The organism is Bacteroides stercorirosoris, assembly GCF_900142015.1.
GTDB lineage: Bacteria > Bacteroidota > Bacteroidia > Bacteroidales > Bacteroidaceae > Bacteroides > Bacteroides stercorirosoris.
This window is the reverse complement of sequence record NZ_FQZN01000019.1, coordinates 95,864-114,635: the sequence shown is the minus strand read 5'-3', so window position 1 is coordinate 114,635 and position 18,772 is coordinate 95,864. Positions and strand designations below refer to the sequence as shown.

Below are 18,772 nucleotides of genomic sequence, written 5' to 3'. Positions count from 1 at the left end.
GGAGTATTTGAAAAACTTCGCCGTCTTTTTTTATTCTTCCGCCGCTTTTTTGAAAAAAGCCACCGTATCATAGAAACAAATAATCATTCGTTTGTACATGCCAGCCGATATATCTCTTTGCTGTCCTGTTTCGTCAACTTCACATAATTACCTACGAACTCTCCCTTATTACGGTGCAGGCTGTCTGCCAGACGGTCAATATCAGGGTTCTCAATGCCCAACGCTTTAAACGTAACAGGAAGTCCCAGAGAGACAAAGAAAGATTTCAGTCTATGGATGCCCTCCAATGCAACCGCTTTCTTATCTCCCGACTCAGAAACGCCCCAAACACGGACTGCATATTGGGCTATTTTATCTACATTATGTTCCACCATCCACGTCATCCAGGCAGGAAAGATTACGGATAACCCTGCACCATGGGTAACGCCATAAATCGCACTGATTTCATGTTCCAGGAAGTGGGAAGCCCAGTCTTCTTCACAGCCCACACCACACGTTCCGTTATGTGCAATCATGCCCGACCACATAAGATTGGCACGAGCACCATAGTCTTCGGGATTCTTCATCACTTTAGGAGCCTCGTCGATGATAGCCATCAGAGTTCCCTCACAAAGACGGTCACCTATCTCTACTTCTTGCGTATTAGTGAAATAACGTTCCATGATGTGCGCCATCATATCGGCTACACCACAGGCAGTCTGGAAAGGAGGTAAAGTATAAGTCAGTTCCGGATTCATGATAGAGAAGACCGGGCGCAGAACTTCGGGCACACGCAGGCTGAGTTTCTGCAAACCGTCCAGTTTGGTAATGACAGTGTTACCGGAACCTTCGCTTCCGGCGGCAGGGATAGTCAGGACTACAGCGACTTTCAAGGCTTTCGTCACTTTGGCTTTTCCGATATAGAAATCCCAGAAATCACCATCATAGAGCACACCTGCGGCTATGGCTTTTGCCGTGTCAATGACGGAACCGCCACCTACGGGCAATAACATATCAGCTTGTTCACGACGACAGAAATCAATGCCTTCATACACCTTCGTATCTACCGGATTAGGCTGCACACCACCCATCAGGCAATATTCAATCCCCGCTTCCTGCAAAGATTGTTTCACCCTATCCAGTAAGCCGCTCCGCACAATAGAGCCGCCACCGTACACAATCATCACCTTTCGTGCACCGTGTTTCAGCGCCAGTGCACCGACTTGCATTTCTGTTGCTTTACCGAAAACGAATTCGGTAGGGCTGTAAAAGACGAAATTATTCATAATTCATTTGTTATATATAAATGATAATTTAGCGGCTTTGCTGCTAAAAATTGACAATTAACAATTGACAATTGACAATTACCATTCGGAACGATTGTTTAAGCACAATATAGCGCAGCCTATTTGTTAATTATCAATTGTCAATTGTCAATTTTTAGCGGGCATCCGCCCGCTAAATTATCATTTAATGTATTTACTATACCTTTCGAAGAAGCGTTTAAACGCTCCCCATTTCATCAATCCTTTCTCGAAAACCAGAATGCCTAGCAGTGCACAGGAGATTCCTAACAAAACATCAATCAGATAATGATGCCCCGAATAAACGGCCGTACACCAGATGCCCACCATAATAAAGGCAAACAATGCTATCAGCCAGCCCTTGCAACGATTCATTATCGCATAAGCCAATGCCACAACCATATACGCCGCATGCAACGAAGGCACAGCAGCAAACACATTGGCATTACGTCCATAAATTGAATCGAAAATAGTGCATCCCATCAACTCATCAAAACGTCCCAGTCCCGCTACATTTCCGGGAGTATCCAGCATAGCCTCAAAACCATAATTCATGGCATACCAGGGTGGTGCCGCAGGATGAATATAATATCCAGCAAAACCAATCAGATTCACAAGCAGAAAAACCATTGCAAAACGCAGATACATCCGGCGTTCGCCCTTCAGATAAAGCCACAAGCCGAAAGCAATAGGCACAGGCACCCAGCAAAGATAGAACACCCCTGCAAAGAAATCAGCAACAGCCCAATGATGTATAGCAAAATATTCACAGGGAATAAGCACCGCTCCATTCACCGATATGCCGAAAAGAGACTTTTCGGCCTCATACAAGCCCTGCACATCAATAGGATTCACCTGATAATTAGGATATACCCGCATCCAGTCATAGGAAACCGCAAAAACAACAAAAGGCAGTAACGCTACTGCCAGTTTACGGGTTGTCTTTCCTGCAAAAAACAGAACCAGAAACAAACCCGACATCAGAAAATGCTCCGAACGAAGCCCGATACACGTAGCCGTCAGCAACAAGAAAGCCACCGTAATGGCCACTACCAGCACCGTTTCTCTCATCGGAGGAAGATACTTTCTTATCATTTATTCAATAGTTTATAGCAATGTGCCAGACGGACAAAAGCTGTCAGATTAGCAAATACGGCAATCACTGCCATCGGAACAATCAATATCAGCATCGGGTCGAAAAGCGTACAATCAGAGAAGATACCGCAGAACAAGGCTCCCAGCGCGGTCAACACCACCCGTTCGGGACGCTGCATGAAACCTACCTTACACTCCAGTCCAAGACCTTCGGCGCGCGCACGTACATAACTTACCATCAACGAACCGATCAAAGCAAGAAACGTGATAATAGAACCTACCAAATACCCCTGCAATATAAGATAGTAAAAAATGCCAAATAATGTAAACAGTTCACTGTAACGGTCAAGCACCGAATCATACAATGCGCCAAACGTGGAAGACATATTACCTAAACGTGCCACACGTCCGTCCATCATATCAAACAGCCCGGCAAAAAGTATGAGTCCTCCCATCCAGCCCACCAAAGAAAGGTCTTCTTTGGAATCAGTGTATTTTCCTGCATAAACAAATACACCGGCAGCCACTATGTTTAGCACTAATCCGGTAGTAGTAATAAAGTTAGGCGTAATGCCTATTTTAATCATACCGCGCACAACGGGGTTGATAATCTTATATATCACCTGTTGCAGCCAATCTCTATAATTCATGTTCATTCTATTTATGTTCCAAACGTTGTTTCAGAAATCTTTTTAAATTGTGGTTCCGGTAAACGAAGAATCGTTGCAAGTAATAATTCCAAAAAAATGCAACCAGCAGCGCCACGGTAATCTTAGATAAGATGAACACATCGTAGACATAATATCCCAACAATCCGTTCACCCACTTCATCCGTGCCAACCACTCCGTCAAGGCAAAAGTGCCCCACGTATTAATCAGGATGCTCCCACCCCAAACGACGAAATACTTCAATCCTACATGTATCTTTTTGCAATCTTCCGCCTTGAACACCCATTCATAATTTATCACACAATTGACTATACCGCCAACCACCGAACCGATGAATGTGGCATACAAATAATATATACCGAATAATTTCGCCAAAAGAATAGTAATCAGAAAATCTATCACCGTGGCTACCTGTGCAGAGAGCTGGGCCTTCATAAAAAGCCATACTTCCCTACGCCAACCAGCCAACCGGCTCTTTTCCTTTACTCTATCAGCCATCTTGCCACAATTAAGACAATAAAACCATACACTCCCGCCAGTACGTCGTCCATCATCACTCCCACTCCGCCCGGCAGTTTTTCCATCCGCCGAATACCCAGCGGTTTCAGAATATCAAAAAAACGGAACAGCACAAACGCTGCCAGTCCATACCAGACGTGACCGGCCGGAGCTGCCAGAAGCGTAATCCACACTCCTACCATCTCGTCCACCACCACGCGCGAAGGATCTTCACCCCAGTAGGGTTCCAGTCGGTCGGTAGCCCATATACCGGCTACGGTGAATAGCGACACCAATGCGACAGTCGTCCACAACAAACAAGTTTCTGATATAAACATAGCGAACCCGAACCAGACAAGCGTAGCCAGCAAAGCACCCGCCGTGCCCGGAGCAAAAGGGGAAAAGCCCGAGCCAAAGCCCGTGCCTATAAGGACAGGGAAGAATGAAGGTTTCTTCATAGAAAAAAAGATATAAAAGAGTGATAAGGTGACAAAGTGGTAAGGTGGTAAAGTAATACTACATTACCACTTTATCACTCTACCACCTTATCACCTTATTATTATTGATTAATCCAGATAGCTCGGTGATTTTTCACCTACCATCGTACGGATTGTTTCTTTCACCATTCTCCATTGAGTGAACAGGTCGTGTACCGGTTCATGCTCAAAGTCGTGCATCGGGCTCTTGCAGAAGAATGACAGCCAAGTCTGGATGCCAGACATGCCTGCACGCAATGCCAGGTCACTGAAGATAACGAGGTCGAGCGCGATAGGAGCTGCAAGGATAGAGTCACGGCAGAGGAAGTTTACTTTGATTTCCATCGGATAACCCATCCATCCGAAGATATCGATGTTGTCCCATGCTTCCTTATTGTCTTTGCGGGGAGGATAGTAGTTGATACGAACCTTGTGGTAAACGTCGCCGTAAAGATCGGGATATTTTTCCGGTTCAAGAATGTTATCGATAACAGACAGTTTGCTGACTTCTTTCGTCTTGAAGTTTTCTGGCTGATCGAGCACTTCACCGTCGCGGTTACCCAGGATGTTGGTAGAGAACCAACCGCTTACACCCAGCATACGAGTCTTGAACATCGGAGCGAGAACGGTTTTCATCAGTGTCTGGCCGCTCTTGAAGTCCTTACCGGCGATGGGCACATTCATCTTCTTAGAGAATTCCCACATAGCCGGAGTGTCTACACACAAGTTAGGAGCACCCATGATGAACGGAGCACCTTCTGCAATAGCAGCGTAAGCGTAGCACATACTCGGAGAAATCACTTCCGTGTTGTTCGCCTTCATGGCTGCTTCCAGCGAAGCGAGAGACTCATGCTCTTTGCATAAGGGAACATAGATTTCGGTACTTGCAGCCCACAACACGGCGATGCGTTCGCAGTTGTTGGCAGCCTTGAAGTTACGAATATCCTCACGCAGTTGCTCTACCATTTCCCAACGGGTAGCTGCATCTTTGATATGCGTACCGTTCAGACGCTTTGCAAAGTTATGGTCAAAAGCTGCGGGCATCGGTTTGATAGCCTGCAATTCCTCTTTCACGAGGTTCAAGTCTTTTTCTTTCAAGACTTCTGCATACATCGCAGCATCGTATGCGTTGTCGGGGAAAATATCCCATCCGCCAAAAACAATGTCGTTCAAATCAACCAAAGGCACCACGTCCTTGATTAGTTTTTCGTCGTTGTTCTCCATGCGTATTGTGGCCATCTGTGCAATAGAGCCTATCGGCTTCGACAGCCCTTTGCGAGCAGCTAACGTACCTGTTATCATGGTCGTTGAGACCGCACCACCCACTCCGACTACCAGTACACCCAAACGACCAGTTGCCGGCTTAATGTTTTCTTTCATTGCCATTGTATCTTTTAAAGTTTAAAAAATTGCTCAAATTTAGGCTATTTTGTTCAATTGAGACTCGTCATTTTATCCGATTTAATGTTCTATTAGTAAGATTTAAGTTAAAACGTCATATGCAGACTGATTCTAAGACCGGATTTATCAATTCCGGGCAGATTTCTGTAAGTTAATCGCCAGACATAATCAAGGCGGATGACCTTCAAAATATTTTCTACACCGACGCCCACTTCCATATACGGAGTATCGCCCATATAAGAGGTCGTGGCTGGGAAACGGAACAGGTCATTGCTGACCGACGGGTTATTCTTGTCGCTCAAATTGCCGTACAAACCGCGAAAGGAAAGGACTTCACGCCATTTCAACTTTTTCAGCAGCGGCACACGGTTGAACAAAAAGCCATTAAGGTAATAAGTTACATCCCACGAAGCATATTCGTCATTCATAAACTCCATAGCATTCATCAGCGTGTAAGACTCCGGCTGGATGGTATAAGAAAGGTTGGCGTTCGGAATAATCAGTAACGGGAAAGGAACTTTGTTCCAAACTTTTCCTGCCTTCAGGATAACATCCGTATATCCGAAAGCCGAGAACCAGAAACGCTTCTGGAAACCGGCTTCCGTATAATGATAGGTATAATCGCCTCCCAACACTCCCTTCGCAGCCATCGTATGCGATAGCGAGAAGACCGGAGCATCCAATGACACCGGGAAGCGGTTCCATTGCGTCTGAAAGAACTTCTCATTCGGTGCATAGCGCAACTTTACTTCAAACTCGGCATTCGATATCCTCTCCACCGGGGTTGCCATCTCGTCCTGTTTCAGAAAAGGGATGAGATAGGACGACTCATCCTGCCGGAAACGGCTCGTGAGTTGGAAGGAAAAACCGGAATGGAACTCGTTCGTATACGTCAGTTCGGCTTTACGCTGATAACCGATACGGTCATCCTTCTGGCGTTTCAAGGAGAGGAAAACGTTGTCCTGGCTGGTATATAGGTAATGTTGCCCATACTGATTGACATCCGATGTATATCGCGCCTTCAAAGAATGGATAGGAAATTCATTGGCATACTCCTTCTTCTTATGAAAAGAATATTCCACCTCCGCCATACCTTTCAGACGATGGTCGTCAAAACCGTATGCCATATATCCTTTATAAAATAGGTGTGGATTCAGCCAGGCGGTCGTCATACCTCCCGCACGCAGACGCACACCTTCCAGCGTATTGCCGCTGATGGTAGTGTTCATCATACCTATATAGAACAGAGGTTCTTTCTCTTTCGGCGCAGGTATATATCCGGTGAAAAGGACTTTCAGCGTCTTCTCCGTCCAGTAATAAACGGGATAGGTACGGAGCTGCGCCATCATCTTATCCACCGAAGTCTCTTTTTTGCTGACTTCCACCTGCCGGTTATCATCCCAGTAAGCCTCTGAGCGATGCGCGGCTTCGGAAGGCTCAATCACTTTCTCCGGCTTCCTGAAAGCGGACAAGGCATCCGCGGAAGGTTCGTAGACATAGTTCCGGTAGTAAACATCCCGTTTGGCATAGATGCCGTCACTGTTGTCCACCAGCTTGAACTCGGTAGTGATATGCTCGTCCGCAAGCTGGCGTGTGCCGTCTTCACCACGGGTGAAATTCTGTTCCAGGGACATGTAGTCCACAAAGTTCAGATTGATTTTCTGCGGAAAGTTCATGGTAGCACGACGCACGAAATAAGTGCTGTCCAACGTGACGTAAAGATGTCCCGTAAAGCCGAATGACTCGGAGTTGAAGGGGACGAATGTCAGATCCACACAAGGCTGGCCCGCTATGGCGAGCGTGTCCATGAGGTAATATTTATAGAAAGAAGGCCCCATAGAGGACAATGGGCTGACAAACTTATTGGTGAACAGCGTAATATTATTCTCGTAAATATCCACGTCCGTCATCGTGACGCTGATGGCTTGCTCCATGCCTTGCTGCGAGAGCATTTCGTCCACACCGGCCTGGCGGCGGGCATGCACACGTTGCTTCTCGCTTTTGGGAGATTTGCGGTAATAGTCCGTAGCCAGCAACTCGCGGTTGGAAACGGCAAGCACAGGCTTTCCCGTAACGGCGGAAGTATCCACGTAGTCCGTCAGGAACTTAAATTTGCGATAAAGCCATTTCTGTTGCTTCACGCTGTCGAAATTGTTGATGGCAAAGGTCATCTTCTCATAGCGGTCCCGCTGCCAGAAGTCCAGCTCTTTGGGTGAATAGTCGTCGCGGTGGGCAATCATCTGCCGCACAAACTCCACAGCCGGGTTATCTTTCTTCTTATATCGCTCCCGCTTCGGCTTCACCACCACCTCGTTCAGTGCATACGTTGCCGGAGAAAGGGCGATGTTAAAGCGAACACTGCGTGCCGGGTGAATGAGGCGGGTGTACTCATTGTATCCAACGGCAGAAATAACCAGCACTGCCTGGGCACGATACGTTTTGAAAGAAAAATTTCCTTTGTCATCGGTCATACCTCCCTCGGTAGCACCTTTCAGGTATACAGATGTGTAAGGCAGAGGCTCACGGGTTAACGAGTCTGTGACAACACCTTGTATCATATATTGCGCCCACAGGGGCAGGCTCATCCAGCAAAGGCTGATGAGGAGAAAAATCCTTAAAAAAGTAAACTTCATACCTGTTTTTGTACGATAGATAAATGATAATTTACCGAAATGAAGAACTAAGAATGAAGAATGAAGAATTACCTTGCGGCATGCTTGCATAGCGCAGCCAAATTCTTCATTCTTCATTCATCATTCTTCATTAAATTATCATTTGCCCTTCTTTTGCGCCCGCAAAGGTACGAAAGAAAACTTTTTTAGAAAGTCCAGTTTTACTCAATAAATGTTCTAAAAAACCATTTTCGCGCGAAACACTTCTATTTATAAGCTGTTGTATAGGTGAAACGACGCAGAAAAGCCTCGGAAAAACCAATTAACAACCTAAATAACTTAATTATGGAATGGATAATAAACCAGCTCAGGGAACGCCCCGAACTTGCCATCTTCCTCACCCTGTTCCTGGGGTTCTGGCTAGGCAAGCTACGCATCGGCAAATTCAGCCTGGGAACGGTCACAAGCGTATTGCTTGTAGGCGTATTGGTAGGCCAACTGAACATTGACGTACCCGGTCCCATCAAATCCGTATTTTTTCTACTCTTCCTGTTCGCCGTCGGCTACAAAGTAGGGCCTCAGTTCTTCCGCGGACTGAAAAAGGACGGACTTCCTCAAGTCGGCTTTGCCGTACTGATGTGTGTGTCCATACTGGTAGTGACCTGGCTTCTCGCCCTGGTGATGGGCTACAATCCGGGTGAAGCTGCCGGACTCTTAGCTGGTTCGCAAACCATCTCTGCCGTCATCGGAGTGGCCGAGGACACTATGGCGAACATGGGACTCACCGAAGCGCAACGACAGAGTTATATCAACATCATCCCCGTATCTTACGCCGTGACTTACGTTTTCGGCACGGCAGGTTCCGCCTGGGTACTCTCCACCCTCGGCCCCAAACTCTTGGGCGGACTGGAAAAAGTGAAAGCTGCCTGCAAGGATCTGGAAGCTAAGATGGGCAATTCCGAAGCCGACGAACCCGGTTTCATGCACGCTGCCCGTCCCGTAACTTTCCGTGCCTACAAGATTGAGAATGAATGGTTCAAGCCGGGCCACCGGGTGATAGACCTGGAAGTTTACTTCCAGCAACATGACAAACGCCTGTTCGTGGAACGTCTGCGCAAGAAAGGTGTTGTCCGGGAGGTAAGTCCCAATACTGTGCTCGAAACAGGAGATGAAGTCGTACTTAGCGGCCGCCGTGAGTACGTCATCGGCGAAGAAGACTGGATAGGCGAAGAAGTGCAGGACGCACAGTTGCTCGACTTCCCGGCAGAAACCCTGCCCGTCACAATCACCAAAAAGACATTTGCCGGAAAGACGGTAGCCAATATCCGCAGGCAGAAATTCATGCACGGCGTCAGCATCCGCAGCATCAAACGGGCAGGAATTGAAATCCCCGTATTGGCACAGACCAAGCTGGATGCCGGTGATGTCATCGAAGTGGTAGGCACCAAACAGGAAGTGGAAAGTGCCGCCGTGCGTATAGGGTATGTTGACCGGCCTACACACCAGACGGACATGATATTCGTAGGACTGGGCATTCTGATAGGCGGTTTGTTCGGTGCATTGTCCATTCACATCGGGGGTGTCCCCATCAGTCTGAGCACGAGTGGCGGCGCATTGATAGCCGGATTATTCTTCGGTTGGCTGCGTAGCAAACATCCCACGTTCGGCCGTATTCCCGAAGCATCACTGTGGGTACTGAATAATGTAGGATTGAATATGTTCATCGCCGTAGTGGGCATCGCTGCCGGACCGAGTTTCGTACAAGGTTTCCGGGATGTGGGGCTGAGCCTGTTCATTGTAGGTGCCGTAGCCACTACCCTGCCGTTAATCATAGGCTTGTTACTTGCAAGATACGTATTCAAGTTCCACCCTGCCATTGCCCTGGGGTGTTGCGCCGGAGCACGCACCACGACAGCTGCGCTGGGTGCCATACAAGATGCGGTAGAGAGCGAAACGCCCGCACTGGGCTATACGGTGACGTATGCCGTAGGTAACACCTTATTAATAATATGGGGTGTCGTCATCGTGCTCCTGATTTAGCTCCAGCCACGTGGGAAGCAAAGAATCTACAGGCTGTAAGAAACTAATCTCCGCAATGCAAGAAACTAATCTCTGCGCTGCAAGAAACTAATCTCAAAGATGCATATAATTATTCATACATCAACTGTTGTAAGAAAGTATAATATCTATTATGAGAAAGTATATCAGTTGTTGTAAGAAACAAATATAGCTACAGTATGAATAATTTTATGCAGCGCAGATATTAGTTTCTTGCAGCGCAGCGCTTAGTTTCTTGCATCCGCAAGATTAGTTTACCGCAGCCGAAGAATTTATAAAATACAAACTTAAACTTAACGATATGGATAGCAAGAATTTTGAAAAGAAAATGGAGACCATCAGCCCCTTCGAGCTGAAGAACCGTCTCATCGACATGGCCGATGAAAGCCTGAAGAAAACCGCCCGCACCATGTTGAATGCCGGGCGCGGTAACCCCAACTGGATAGCCACCACCCCGCGCGAAGCCTTCTTCCTGCTGGGGCAGTTCGGACTGGAAGAGTGCCGCCGCATCATGAACCTTCCCGAAGGCATCGCCGGCATCCCCGAAAAGTCCGGCATCGCCTCCCGCTTCGAAGCGTTCCTCAAAAAGAACAACGCCGCCCACGGTGCCCAACTCCTGGAACAAACCTATAACTACCTGTTGATGCAGCATGCCGCCGACCCCGACTCGTTGGTGCATGAATGGGCGGAAGCCATCATCGGCGACCAATACCCCGTACCCGACCGCATCCTGCACTTCACCGAGATACTGGTACAGGACTATCTGGCGCAAGAAATGTGTGACAACCGTCCGCCACGCGGCACTTACGACCTCTTCACCACCGAAGGCGGCACCGCTGCCATGTGCTATGTCTTCGACTCCTTGCAGGAAAACTTCCTTCTGAACAAAGGCGACAGCATCTTCCTCATGGTTCCCGTCTTCACCCCCTATATTGAGATACCGCAACTGAGCCGCTACCAGTTCAACATGACCGAGATACACGCCAACCGCATGACGGACGACGGTTTCCACCTCTGGCAATACACCGACGAGGACATCGACCGCCTGAAAGACCCGTCTGTCAAAGCACTCTTTGTCACCAATCCCAGCAATCCGCCCAGTTATGCCCTCAGCCCAGAGACGATGGCGCGCATTGTCAATATCGTGAAGAATGACAATCCGAATCTGATGGTCATCACAGATGATGTGTATGGTACATTCAGTCCGCACTTCCGTTCGTTCATGGCAGAACTGCCACACAATACGCTTTGCGTGTATTCTTTCTCCAAGTACTTCGGAGCTACGGGTTGGCGTGACGCTGTTATCGCCCTGCACGAAGATAACATCTTCGACAAACAGATTGCCCGTCTGCCGAAAGAGAAACGTGAGGAACTGAACCGCCGTTATTCAAGTCTCACACTGGAACCAGCAAAATTGAAGTTCATCGACCGCATGGTGGCCGACAGCCGTCAGGTGGCACTGAACCATACCGCTGGCCTCTCATTGCCACAACAGATGCAGATGAGCCTGTTCGCTTCCTTCGCCTTGCTGGATAAGGAGAACAAGTATAAACAGAAGATGATGGAGATAATCGAGAAACGTCTGCACGCCTTGTGGGATAACACGGGATTTACATTGCTGAAAGACCCGCTACGAGTAGGGTATTACACGGAAATCGACATGCTGGTATGGGCAAGGAAATTCTACGGAGATGAGTTTGTGGAGTATCTGAAACGCACTTACAGTCCGCTGAATGTTGTGTTCCGTCTGGCGAAAGAGACCTCTCTTGTCTTGCTCAATGGCGGTGGCTTCGACGGTCCGGAATGGAGCATACGGGCTTCGCTTGCCAATCTGAACGAAAAGGATTATGCGGTCATCGGCCAGGGCATCAAGCGGATTCTTGACGAATACGCAAAAGCGTGGAAAAAGACTATGGAAAAATAATCCGGAATCGCGTCAGTCCATCACTATACGTGCGCAACGAGAATGTACACCCATGACGCGTCAACACTTCGCGGATAAACACCAGGCCGATTCCCTGCCCGTTCGGCTTGGTGGAAAAGAAGGGACTGAAGAGTTTGGCTTCAGTCTCTTTTGATATACCCGGACCATTGTCCACCACCTCTATTGTGGTAGGCGCAATGGTGCGTACTACAACCCTGCCCTGTTGAATCGTTCCTTCGGGTGCATGCTCTATACTTTCAGCGGCATTCTTGATGATGTTCACCAGCACCTGTTCAAAGAGTGCGGCATCCAGACGCACCGGCTCCACCTTCGGGTCACATTCCAGCCAAAGAAGAATGTTCCGGTCATTGCACATCCCTTCCATAAAGCGTTTACACATAGACACCAGCTCATTCACCTTCACAGGAGTCAAGGTCGGTTCGGGAATCTTCACCACATCGGCAAAACGGGTGATGAAACGGCTCATAGAGAAGCAACGCTCCGTACAAACCCGCATCACGTCGCAAATATCCTCCATACCGTCTTCTGTAGAAAGCGCCTGTTCTACCGTGTCGAGCGTGGACGTAATGCCCGCCGTCGTATTATTCACCTCGTGCGCAATCATACGAATCACCTTCTCATACGCCTTTTTCTCGGCACGCATCACCTCTTCCGTCATCTTCTCTATCAGATAGAAAGGATGATGAAATCCCCTGTCAATAAAGGAGGAATGGGTGCACTTATAAATATTCGCATCATTCAGCCGCACCACAGAGGTATGGTCTTTAGGAATAGTGGCAAGCTCTTCAGCCAAAGGAGAATCTATATTGTCCATCTTCTTACCCATCACCTCTTCCAGATGTACCCCCATCATTTTCAACCCCATCGGATTGAGTTGGGACACCTCGCCATCCAATGTAGTGATGACAACTCCCATCGGCGATGCCTGGATAAGCAGATCCAGGAAATGATTCTGTTCGCGCAAGCGCAGACGTTCGTTCTTCAATTGCTCCATCATGCGGTTGAACACATTCACAATGCGATCCGCCTCGTATTGTCCCACTTTGCTGAGTCGGCTGCTGAAATCCTGCTCACGCAACAGTTCCATACCGCTGCCGATGATATTCATCGGTTTCACTATTTTGCGATAGAAGATAATCAGGAACACCAGGATAAATGCGACAATACCCTCTACAATATAGAGGTGTAACAGCTGTATCCCCTTTGCCAGGTAGATAAGCACCCCGCCTAAACCCAAAAGGAAAAGGACAAGTATGGAGAAATAGAACTTTATTCTCACTTTTCGTTCACTGTTATATTAAACTTTTCCAATCTCCTGTAAAGCGCGGCACGGCTGATACCGAGCGTCATAGCCACTTGGCTGAGATTTCCCTTATGGCGGTCCAATGCTTGCAGAATAGTCTGGCGCTCAATCTCGTCCAACGTCATGCCTGCCAGTGATGAAGAATCCGAGGCCTTCGCCGGCTCATCGTGGCGCAGGTATTGTGCATCGAAGTCCGAAGCATCCAGTGTCGGCTTTCCGCTGACAAGGATGGTGCGTTCCACGAGGTTTTTCAATTCGCGGATATTTCCCGGATAAGGCAGGCGGGAAAGGAAATTCAGGGCATCTGCCGAGAATTCCGTGCGGGGCAATCCGTTCACCTCAGCCTGGCGGTCGGCAAAGTGGCGAGCCAGCAAAGGAATATCCTCACGACGTTCACGCAAAGAGGGCAGTTTAACGGTTATCAGATTGATACGATAGAACAAATCTTCGCGGAAAGTGCGTTCCGACACCATCTTGCGGAGGTCGGCATTCGTGGCGGACACCACGCGGATATCCGTTTTGCGGGGACGGCTGTCGCCCAGCACTTCAAACGTCTGGTCCTGCAGTACACGGAGCAGCTTCACCTGGCAGGAAGGATCGAGGTCACCAATTTCATCCAGAAAGATGGTACCCTTGTTGGCCAGTTCAAAGCGGCCGATGCGGTCGGTGGTGGCATCCGTAAAAGCACCTTTCTTATGACCGAACATCTCACTCTCGAAAAGGCTTTGCGAAATACCGCCCAGATTGACCTTTACAAACGGCTGTTTCACCCGCTGGCTGTTGATGTGGATGGCTTCGGCAATCAGCTCCTTACCTGTTCCGCTCTCACCGGTAATCAACACCGAGGCATTGGTGCGGGCGATGCGTGCCACTGTATTCAGCACTTCCATCAAGCCCTGTGACTTTCCGATGATATGGCTGCGGTTCAGCGTTTCGCTCTGTTCCTCCGGCGCATCTTTCGGGACGGCAGCCAGGTCAAGGGCTGTCTCGATGCGTTGCAACAGGGCGGCGTTGTTCCACGGCTTCGTGATAAAGTCGAACGCGCCTGCCTGCATCCCCTGCACAGCAAGCTGAATGCTGCCCCATGCCGTCATCAGGATAACGGGCACGTCGGGACGGAATACCTTTACTTGTTTCAGTAAGGTCAAACCTTCCTCTCCGGTCGTGGAGAGGGTGAAGTTCATATCCATCAGAATGAGCGAAGGAGCTTCGGCACGAACTACATCCATTGCTTCACGCGGTCCGGGAACGGTTTGCGCTACATAACCTGCACGTTTCAGCATAAAACTGAGGGAAGAGCGTACAGCACTATCATCGTCGATTATCAGTATCATAAGGTTTTCGTTGTTTTATGGTTTGCAAAAATAACTATTTCACAATATAGGATGCAGATTTACAAGGATTATTTCTAAAAAAAGAATAAATGATAATTTAGCGGGCGGATGCCCGCTAAAAATTGACAATTGACAATTGACAATTAACAATTAGGCTGCGCTATATTGTGCTTAAACAATCGTTCCGAATGGTAATTGTCAATTGTCAATTGTTAATTGTCAATTTTTAGCGGCAAAGCCGCTAAATTATCATTTACCCCCTCACAATGTCTTCAAAGTCCGCCTCCAGCTCGCAATTACGTTCAAAATCCCAAAGCGTCAGACTGCGGATCTGGTAGAAATAGTACCAATAATAGTAAAGCTCAGAAATATGTTTTTGTCTTGCTGCATCTTTCGAGTTTTGTGCATCATTCAGGTCCAGCGTACTGATTTGACCTATCAAAAAGGTTTCCACACTGGTTTTATAGCGTTTCTCGGCAATGCCGTCAGCCTCCTGGGCAATGTCAAGCTGTTGCGCCTGATTGTTGAAGTTAGCTACCAACAGGAAAATGTCCTGGTTGAAGTTCATCTGTTCCTGGCGGATTTTGGAAAGTACCACTTCACGGTTACTCTTTGCCACACGCACCTTTCCACGACGCTTTCCCCAGTCCAGTATAGGTATCTTGACGCCCACCTGCACAATCTGGTTATCGAGCAGATTCTCGTAAGAAGATGTAAGGGTCCTGTCCTGCCCCGTATATCCCACACTGGCAAAAAGGTCGATACTACGCAAGTTTCCGCGAGCCGTGGCTACTTCAAAATCAGCTTCCAACTGGCGTCGGCGAATATTCTGCGCAAACGAGTTGCGTTCCAACGCTTTGTTCAACACAAGATTATATTCCATCTTTATATCCGGTGCAGATTCCGGCAACATCGGATTCAGGTTTTCATCTTCCGACAGTCCGAGGAACGAACGTAACTGGAACATTTTCGCATTCAGGTCACTTTCCGCTTCCGTCACGTCCGCCTTGCCCTGCAACGCATTCAGTTTCAACTGCAACAGGTCATTCTCTGAGATTTGTCCCATTTTGCGTTTAGCTATTGCCACTTCATACAGGCGGTCGGCATTCATTTTATTCTGACGAGCAGTATTCAGATTCTCCTTTGCCAGCAACAAGTTGAAGAAATAGGTGATAGTCGTCATCGTCACCCGTTCCGTAGCAGTGATGAAGGCGGCTTTTGCTTCGGCATATCTCACCGGCTCGATGCGGCGGTTCCATTTCAGGCTGTTCACTCCGAAGATAGGCTGCGTCAACTCCAGACTGACGGGAACGGACATGAAGCGTTTATCTCCTCCGGTGCCCAATTGCTTGATGTATTCAAGTGAAGACGCGAGTGACAGTTTACCGCCCGTGAACCACAGGTTCTGGTCGACGGAGAGAGTTCCCGAAAGTCCCAGCGTATTGTTACGCACGAAAGAGTAAGAACCATCCGAGTTCTGATAACGGCTGTAAGATTTATTATAATTGGGCAATGTACCGTTCAGGTTCACTTCCGGCAACAAGTCCGCACGGAAAGTACGATATTCCCAGTAGGCTGTCCTCAGCTCGTTCAGTGCTACAGCGGCATCCACTGACTGGGTACGTGCCAAAGCTATCGCTTCATTTAAAGTGATGAGACGTTCACGTTCGTTTGTCAATGTATCGTTCTGTGCAAAAGCGGCGAACGGAAATAACATCCAGGCTGCAAGTAAAATATTCCTTTTCATGTTTATCTAAAAAATTAGTATAAACAGAAAAGCAAAGAGTGTGCCAAAGCGGCAGAAGCCCTTCAGGCGGGGGTAAGTGTTCGTTTTCGGACAGTAGGGATGTCCATTTATGAACAAAGGGGCGCTTAAAGCACCCCTTTGCTACTCGGTAATTCAAAATGATAGATATCCCGCTTCACGGCCATCTTTATTGCACGTGCCAGTGCTTTGAAAATGCCTTCTATCTTGTGATGTTCATTCTGCCCTTCCGCTTTCACATTCAGGTTCATCCTGGCGGCATCGCTCAGGGACTTGAAGAAGTGCAGGAACATCTCCGTCGGCATCTCTCCTATCTTCTCGCGATGGAACTCGGCATCCCACACCAGCCACGGACGGCCGCCGAAGTCCAGGCACACCTGGCAGAGGCAATCATCCATAGTCAGGGCATAGCCATAACGCTCGATGCCACGCTTGTTGCCCAAAGCCTGATAGATGCAGTCTCCCAAGGCAATAGCTGTATCTTCTATCGTATGATGTTCGTCCACTTCCAGGTCACCTTTCACGCGGATGGTCAGATCCAGTCCGCCATGTTTGCCTATTTGCTCCAGCATGTGGTCGAAGAAGCCCAGTCCGGTATGAATATCGCAGACGCCATTCCCGTCCAGGTTCAGAGAGACGAAGATATCCGTCTCCTTCGTTGTGCGCCGCACTTCCGCTGTCCGTTCTCCGGCAAAGAGGAATTCAGCTACTTTATCCCAATCTTTCGTAACCAGGGCACACACAGACTCCAGTCCTTCACAAGATGCCGCACCACCTTCCGACACAGGTTTCAACAGTGTTGTGTCATCTTGCAGGAAAATAGCCCGGCATCCCAGGTTCTTCGCCAGTTCCACATCCGTAGGTCGGTCACCGATTACGAAACTGCCCGCCAGGTCATAGTCCGGATTATTCAGATATTTGGTCAGCATTCCCGTGCGCGGTTTCCTTGTGGGCGCATTGTCTTCCGGCATACTGGGGTCGATGAAGATTTCATCAAAAGTGATGCCTTCCCCTTCCAGGGTCTTCATCATCAGGTTATGCGCCGGCCAAAAGGTTTCTTCCGGGAAAGACGCTGTTCCCAGACCATCCTGGTTGGTCACCATCGCAAACTCAAAATCCAGTTTGCTGCGGATAAAGCCGAGGTTACGCATCACTTTGGGATAGAACTCCAGCTTTTCCAGCGAATCCAACTGATAATCGACGGGCGGCTCTATCACCAATGTCCCGTCACGGTCTATAAATAATACTTTCTTCATACTCATTTGTATTTTTCCAGCGCTTCCATCAATTTATCGTTCTCCATCCGCGTTCCCACCGTCACACGCAGGCAGTTGCCGCAAAGTGAAATCGAATTACGGTTGCGGACAATGATTCCTTCACCTACCAAATAATTGTAAATCTTCACCGCATCCGTCACCCGTACCAGGAAGAAGTTGGCATCCGAGGGGAACACCTCCACCGTCAGAGGCAGTTCGGCAAAGCGTTTAGCCAGGTCATCACGTTCCTCTTTCAGCCTCGCCACCCAACGCTCTATCTCATAATACTTGTGCAACATCTCTATTGCCTGTTTCTGAGTGAGCTGATTCACATTATAGGGATATTTTATCTTACTCAGAATACTGATGATATCCGTAGAGGCAAACGCCATTCCCAGACGGATGGCCGCACATCCCCACGCTTTGGAGAATGTCTGGAACACCACCAGATTCGGATATTTATCCAAATCCTGCAAGAACGAAGGAGAATCGGAGAAGTCACTGTATGCCTCGTCCAGAATGACCAGTCCTTCAAACTCACGCAATATCTTCTCTATTTCGCTGCGCAGTAAGTCATTTCCCGTAGGATTGTTGGGCGAACACAGGAAAATCAGTTTCGTCCGTTCATCCGTAGCCGCCAGCAACTTGTCTGCCGAGAACTGGAAATGCTCGTCGAGCAACACCTTGCGATATTCCACATCGTTCACATCGGCACACACCTGATACATACCGTAAGTCGGATCGATAGCCACCACATTGTCACGTCCCGGCTCACAAAATGCGCGGAACACCAGGTCAATGGCCTCATCACTACCGTTTCCCAGGAAGATATGTTCGGGAGCCACCTTCTTGATTTTCGAAAGTTCCGTTTTCAGTTCCCACTGCATCGGGTCGGGGTAACGGTTGTGCGGCAGGTTATAGGGATTCTCGTTGGCATCAAGAAATACCGATGCGGCCACACCTTTATATTCATCACGTGCCGAAGAGTAAGGTTTCAGCTTCCAGATATTCGGACGGGTCAGTTCTTGCAATGTTTTCATCTGATGATTTATAATTTATGATTTATAACCAAAGTAA

Annotated in this window: 14 protein-coding genes; 2 read left to right on the top strand and 12 right to left on the bottom strand. The window is 48.3% G+C overall.

Going from position 1 to position 18,772, the window contains the following annotated elements; all coding sequences use genetic code 11:
- Positions 1-83: 83 nt before the first annotated feature.
- From BUC01_RS15170 to BUC01_RS15140, 7 genes are all read right to left on the bottom strand, one after another.
- On the bottom strand, positions 84-1,265 hold the full coding sequence (locus BUC01_RS15170; protein WP_025835039.1) for an iron-containing alcohol dehydrogenase: 1,182 nt from the start codon (positions 1,263-1,265) through the stop codon (positions 84-86).
- Positions 1,266-1,445: 180 nt separating this feature from the next.
- Positions 1,446-2,378, bottom strand: a complete 933-nt coding sequence (locus BUC01_RS15165; RefSeq protein ID WP_025835038.1) for a phosphoinositol dihydroceramide synthase — start codon at positions 2,376-2,378, stop codon at positions 1,446-1,448.
- Complete coding sequence (locus BUC01_RS15160; protein WP_025835037.1) at positions 2,375-3,028, bottom strand: CDP-alcohol phosphatidyltransferase family protein; 654 nt, start codon at positions 3,026-3,028, stop codon at positions 2,375-2,377. The genes BUC01_RS15165 and BUC01_RS15160 overlap by 4 nt, the downstream gene beginning before the upstream one ends.
- 7 nt (positions 3,029-3,035) lie before the next feature.
- Positions 3,036-3,545 (bottom strand): GtrA family protein, encoded by a 510-nt coding sequence (locus tag BUC01_RS15155; RefSeq protein WP_025835036.1) that lies wholly within the window; start codon positions 3,543-3,545, stop codon positions 3,036-3,038.
- Positions 3,530-4,003 carry a phosphatidylglycerophosphatase A family protein gene (locus BUC01_RS15150; protein WP_025835034.1) on the bottom strand — a complete coding sequence of 158 codons (474 nt, stop codon included), beginning with the start codon at positions 4,001-4,003 and terminating at the stop codon, positions 3,530-3,532. The genes BUC01_RS15155 and BUC01_RS15150 overlap by 16 nt, the downstream gene beginning before the upstream one ends.
- A 108-nt stretch (positions 4,004-4,111) precedes the next feature.
- Positions 4,112-5,401, bottom strand: coding sequence for an inositol-3-phosphate synthase (locus BUC01_RS15145; protein WP_025835033.1), 1,290 nt, complete (start codon positions 5,399-5,401; stop codon positions 4,112-4,114).
- Between the two features lie 107 nt (positions 5,402-5,508).
- Entirely contained in the window at positions 5,509-8,055 is a 2,547-nt protein-coding gene (locus BUC01_RS15140; RefSeq protein ID WP_025835031.1) for a DUF5686 and carboxypeptidase-like regulatory domain-containing protein, read from the bottom strand.
- 324 nt (positions 8,056-8,379) lie between these two features.
- Here BUC01_RS15140 and aspT point away from each other — a divergent pair, with 324 nt between their 5' ends.
- A complete protein-coding gene (gene aspT, locus BUC01_RS15135) occupies positions 8,380-10,074 on the top strand; it encodes an aspartate-alanine antiporter (protein ID WP_073314128.1) in 1,695 nt (564 codons plus the stop codon).
- Between the two features lie 319 nt (positions 10,075-10,393).
- Positions 10,394-12,016, top strand: coding sequence for an aspartate 4-decarboxylase (gene aspD / locus BUC01_RS15130; RefSeq protein ID WP_073314126.1), 1,623 nt, complete (start codon positions 10,394-10,396; stop codon positions 12,014-12,016).
- Here aspD and BUC01_RS15125 read toward each other — a convergent pair.
- From BUC01_RS15125 to hisC, 5 genes are all read right to left on the bottom strand, one after another.
- Positions 12,003-13,316, bottom strand: a complete 1,314-nt coding sequence (locus tag BUC01_RS15125) for a sensor histidine kinase (protein ID WP_073314124.1) — start codon at positions 13,314-13,316, stop codon at positions 12,003-12,005. The two genes, aspD and BUC01_RS15125, sit on opposite strands and share 14 nt — an antisense overlap.
- Complete coding sequence (locus BUC01_RS15120; RefSeq protein ID WP_073314122.1) at positions 13,313-14,674, bottom strand: sigma-54-dependent transcriptional regulator; 1,362 nt, start codon at positions 14,672-14,674, stop codon at positions 13,313-13,315. The genes BUC01_RS15125 and BUC01_RS15120 overlap by 4 nt, the downstream gene beginning before the upstream one ends.
- 253 nt (positions 14,675-14,927) lie before the next feature.
- Entirely contained in the window at positions 14,928-16,421 is a 1,494-nt protein-coding gene (locus BUC01_RS15115) for a TolC family protein (protein ID WP_025835985.1), read from the bottom strand.
- A 125-nt stretch (positions 16,422-16,546) separates the two neighbouring features.
- Positions 16,547-17,695, bottom strand: coding sequence for a bifunctional histidinol-phosphatase/imidazoleglycerol-phosphate dehydratase HisB (gene hisB, locus BUC01_RS15110; protein ID WP_073314146.1), 1,149 nt, complete (start codon positions 17,693-17,695; stop codon positions 16,547-16,549).
- Positions 17,696-17,697: 2 nt separating this feature from the next.
- Positions 17,698-18,735: a histidinol-phosphate transaminase gene (gene hisC, locus BUC01_RS15105; protein WP_025835988.1), complete on the bottom strand. Its 1,038-nt coding sequence runs from the start codon at positions 18,733-18,735 to the stop codon at positions 17,698-17,700.
- Positions 18,736-18,772: the final 37 nt, after the last annotated feature.

Coding starts and splice junctions, on each gene's coding strand:
- BUC01_RS15150 (WP_025835034.1), bottom strand. CDS start 4,003: ATGAAGAAACCTTCATTCTTCCCTGTCCTTATAGGCACGGGCTTTGGC.
- BUC01_RS15115 (WP_025835985.1), bottom strand. CDS start 16,421: ATGAAAAGGAATATTTTACTTGCAGCCTGGATGTTATTTCCGTTCGCC.
- aspT (WP_073314128.1), top strand. CDS start 8,380: ATGGAATGGATAATAAACCAGCTCAGGGAACGCCCCGAACTTGCCATC.
- BUC01_RS15145 (WP_025835033.1), bottom strand. CDS start 5,401: ATGAAAGAAAACATTAAGCCGGCAACTGGTCGTTTGGGTGTACTGGTA.
- BUC01_RS15170 (WP_025835039.1), bottom strand. CDS start 1,265: ATGAATAATTTCGTCTTTTACAGCCCTACCGAATTCGTTTTCGGTAAA.
- hisB (WP_073314146.1), bottom strand. CDS start 17,695: ATGAAGAAAGTATTATTTATAGACCGTGACGGGACATTGGTGATAGAG.
- BUC01_RS15120 (WP_073314122.1), bottom strand. CDS start 14,674: ATGATACTGATAATCGACGATGATAGTGCTGTACGCTCTTCCCTCAGT.
- BUC01_RS15140 (WP_025835031.1), bottom strand. CDS start 8,055: ATGAAGTTTACTTTTTTAAGGATTTTTCTCCTCATCAGCCTTTGCTGG.
- BUC01_RS15155 (WP_025835036.1), bottom strand. CDS start 3,545: ATGGCTGATAGAGTAAAGGAAAAGAGCCGGTTGGCTGGTTGGCGTAGG.
- aspD (WP_073314126.1), top strand. CDS start 10,394: ATGGATAGCAAGAATTTTGAAAAGAAAATGGAGACCATCAGCCCCTTC.
- hisC (WP_025835988.1), bottom strand. CDS start 18,735: ATGAAAACATTGCAAGAACTGACCCGTCCGAATATCTGGAAGCTGAAA.
- BUC01_RS15160 (WP_025835037.1), bottom strand. CDS start 3,028: ATGAATTATAGAGATTGGCTGCAACAGGTGATATATAAGATTATCAAC.
- BUC01_RS15165 (WP_025835038.1), bottom strand. CDS start 2,378: ATGATAAGAAAGTATCTTCCTCCGATGAGAGAAACGGTGCTGGTAGTG.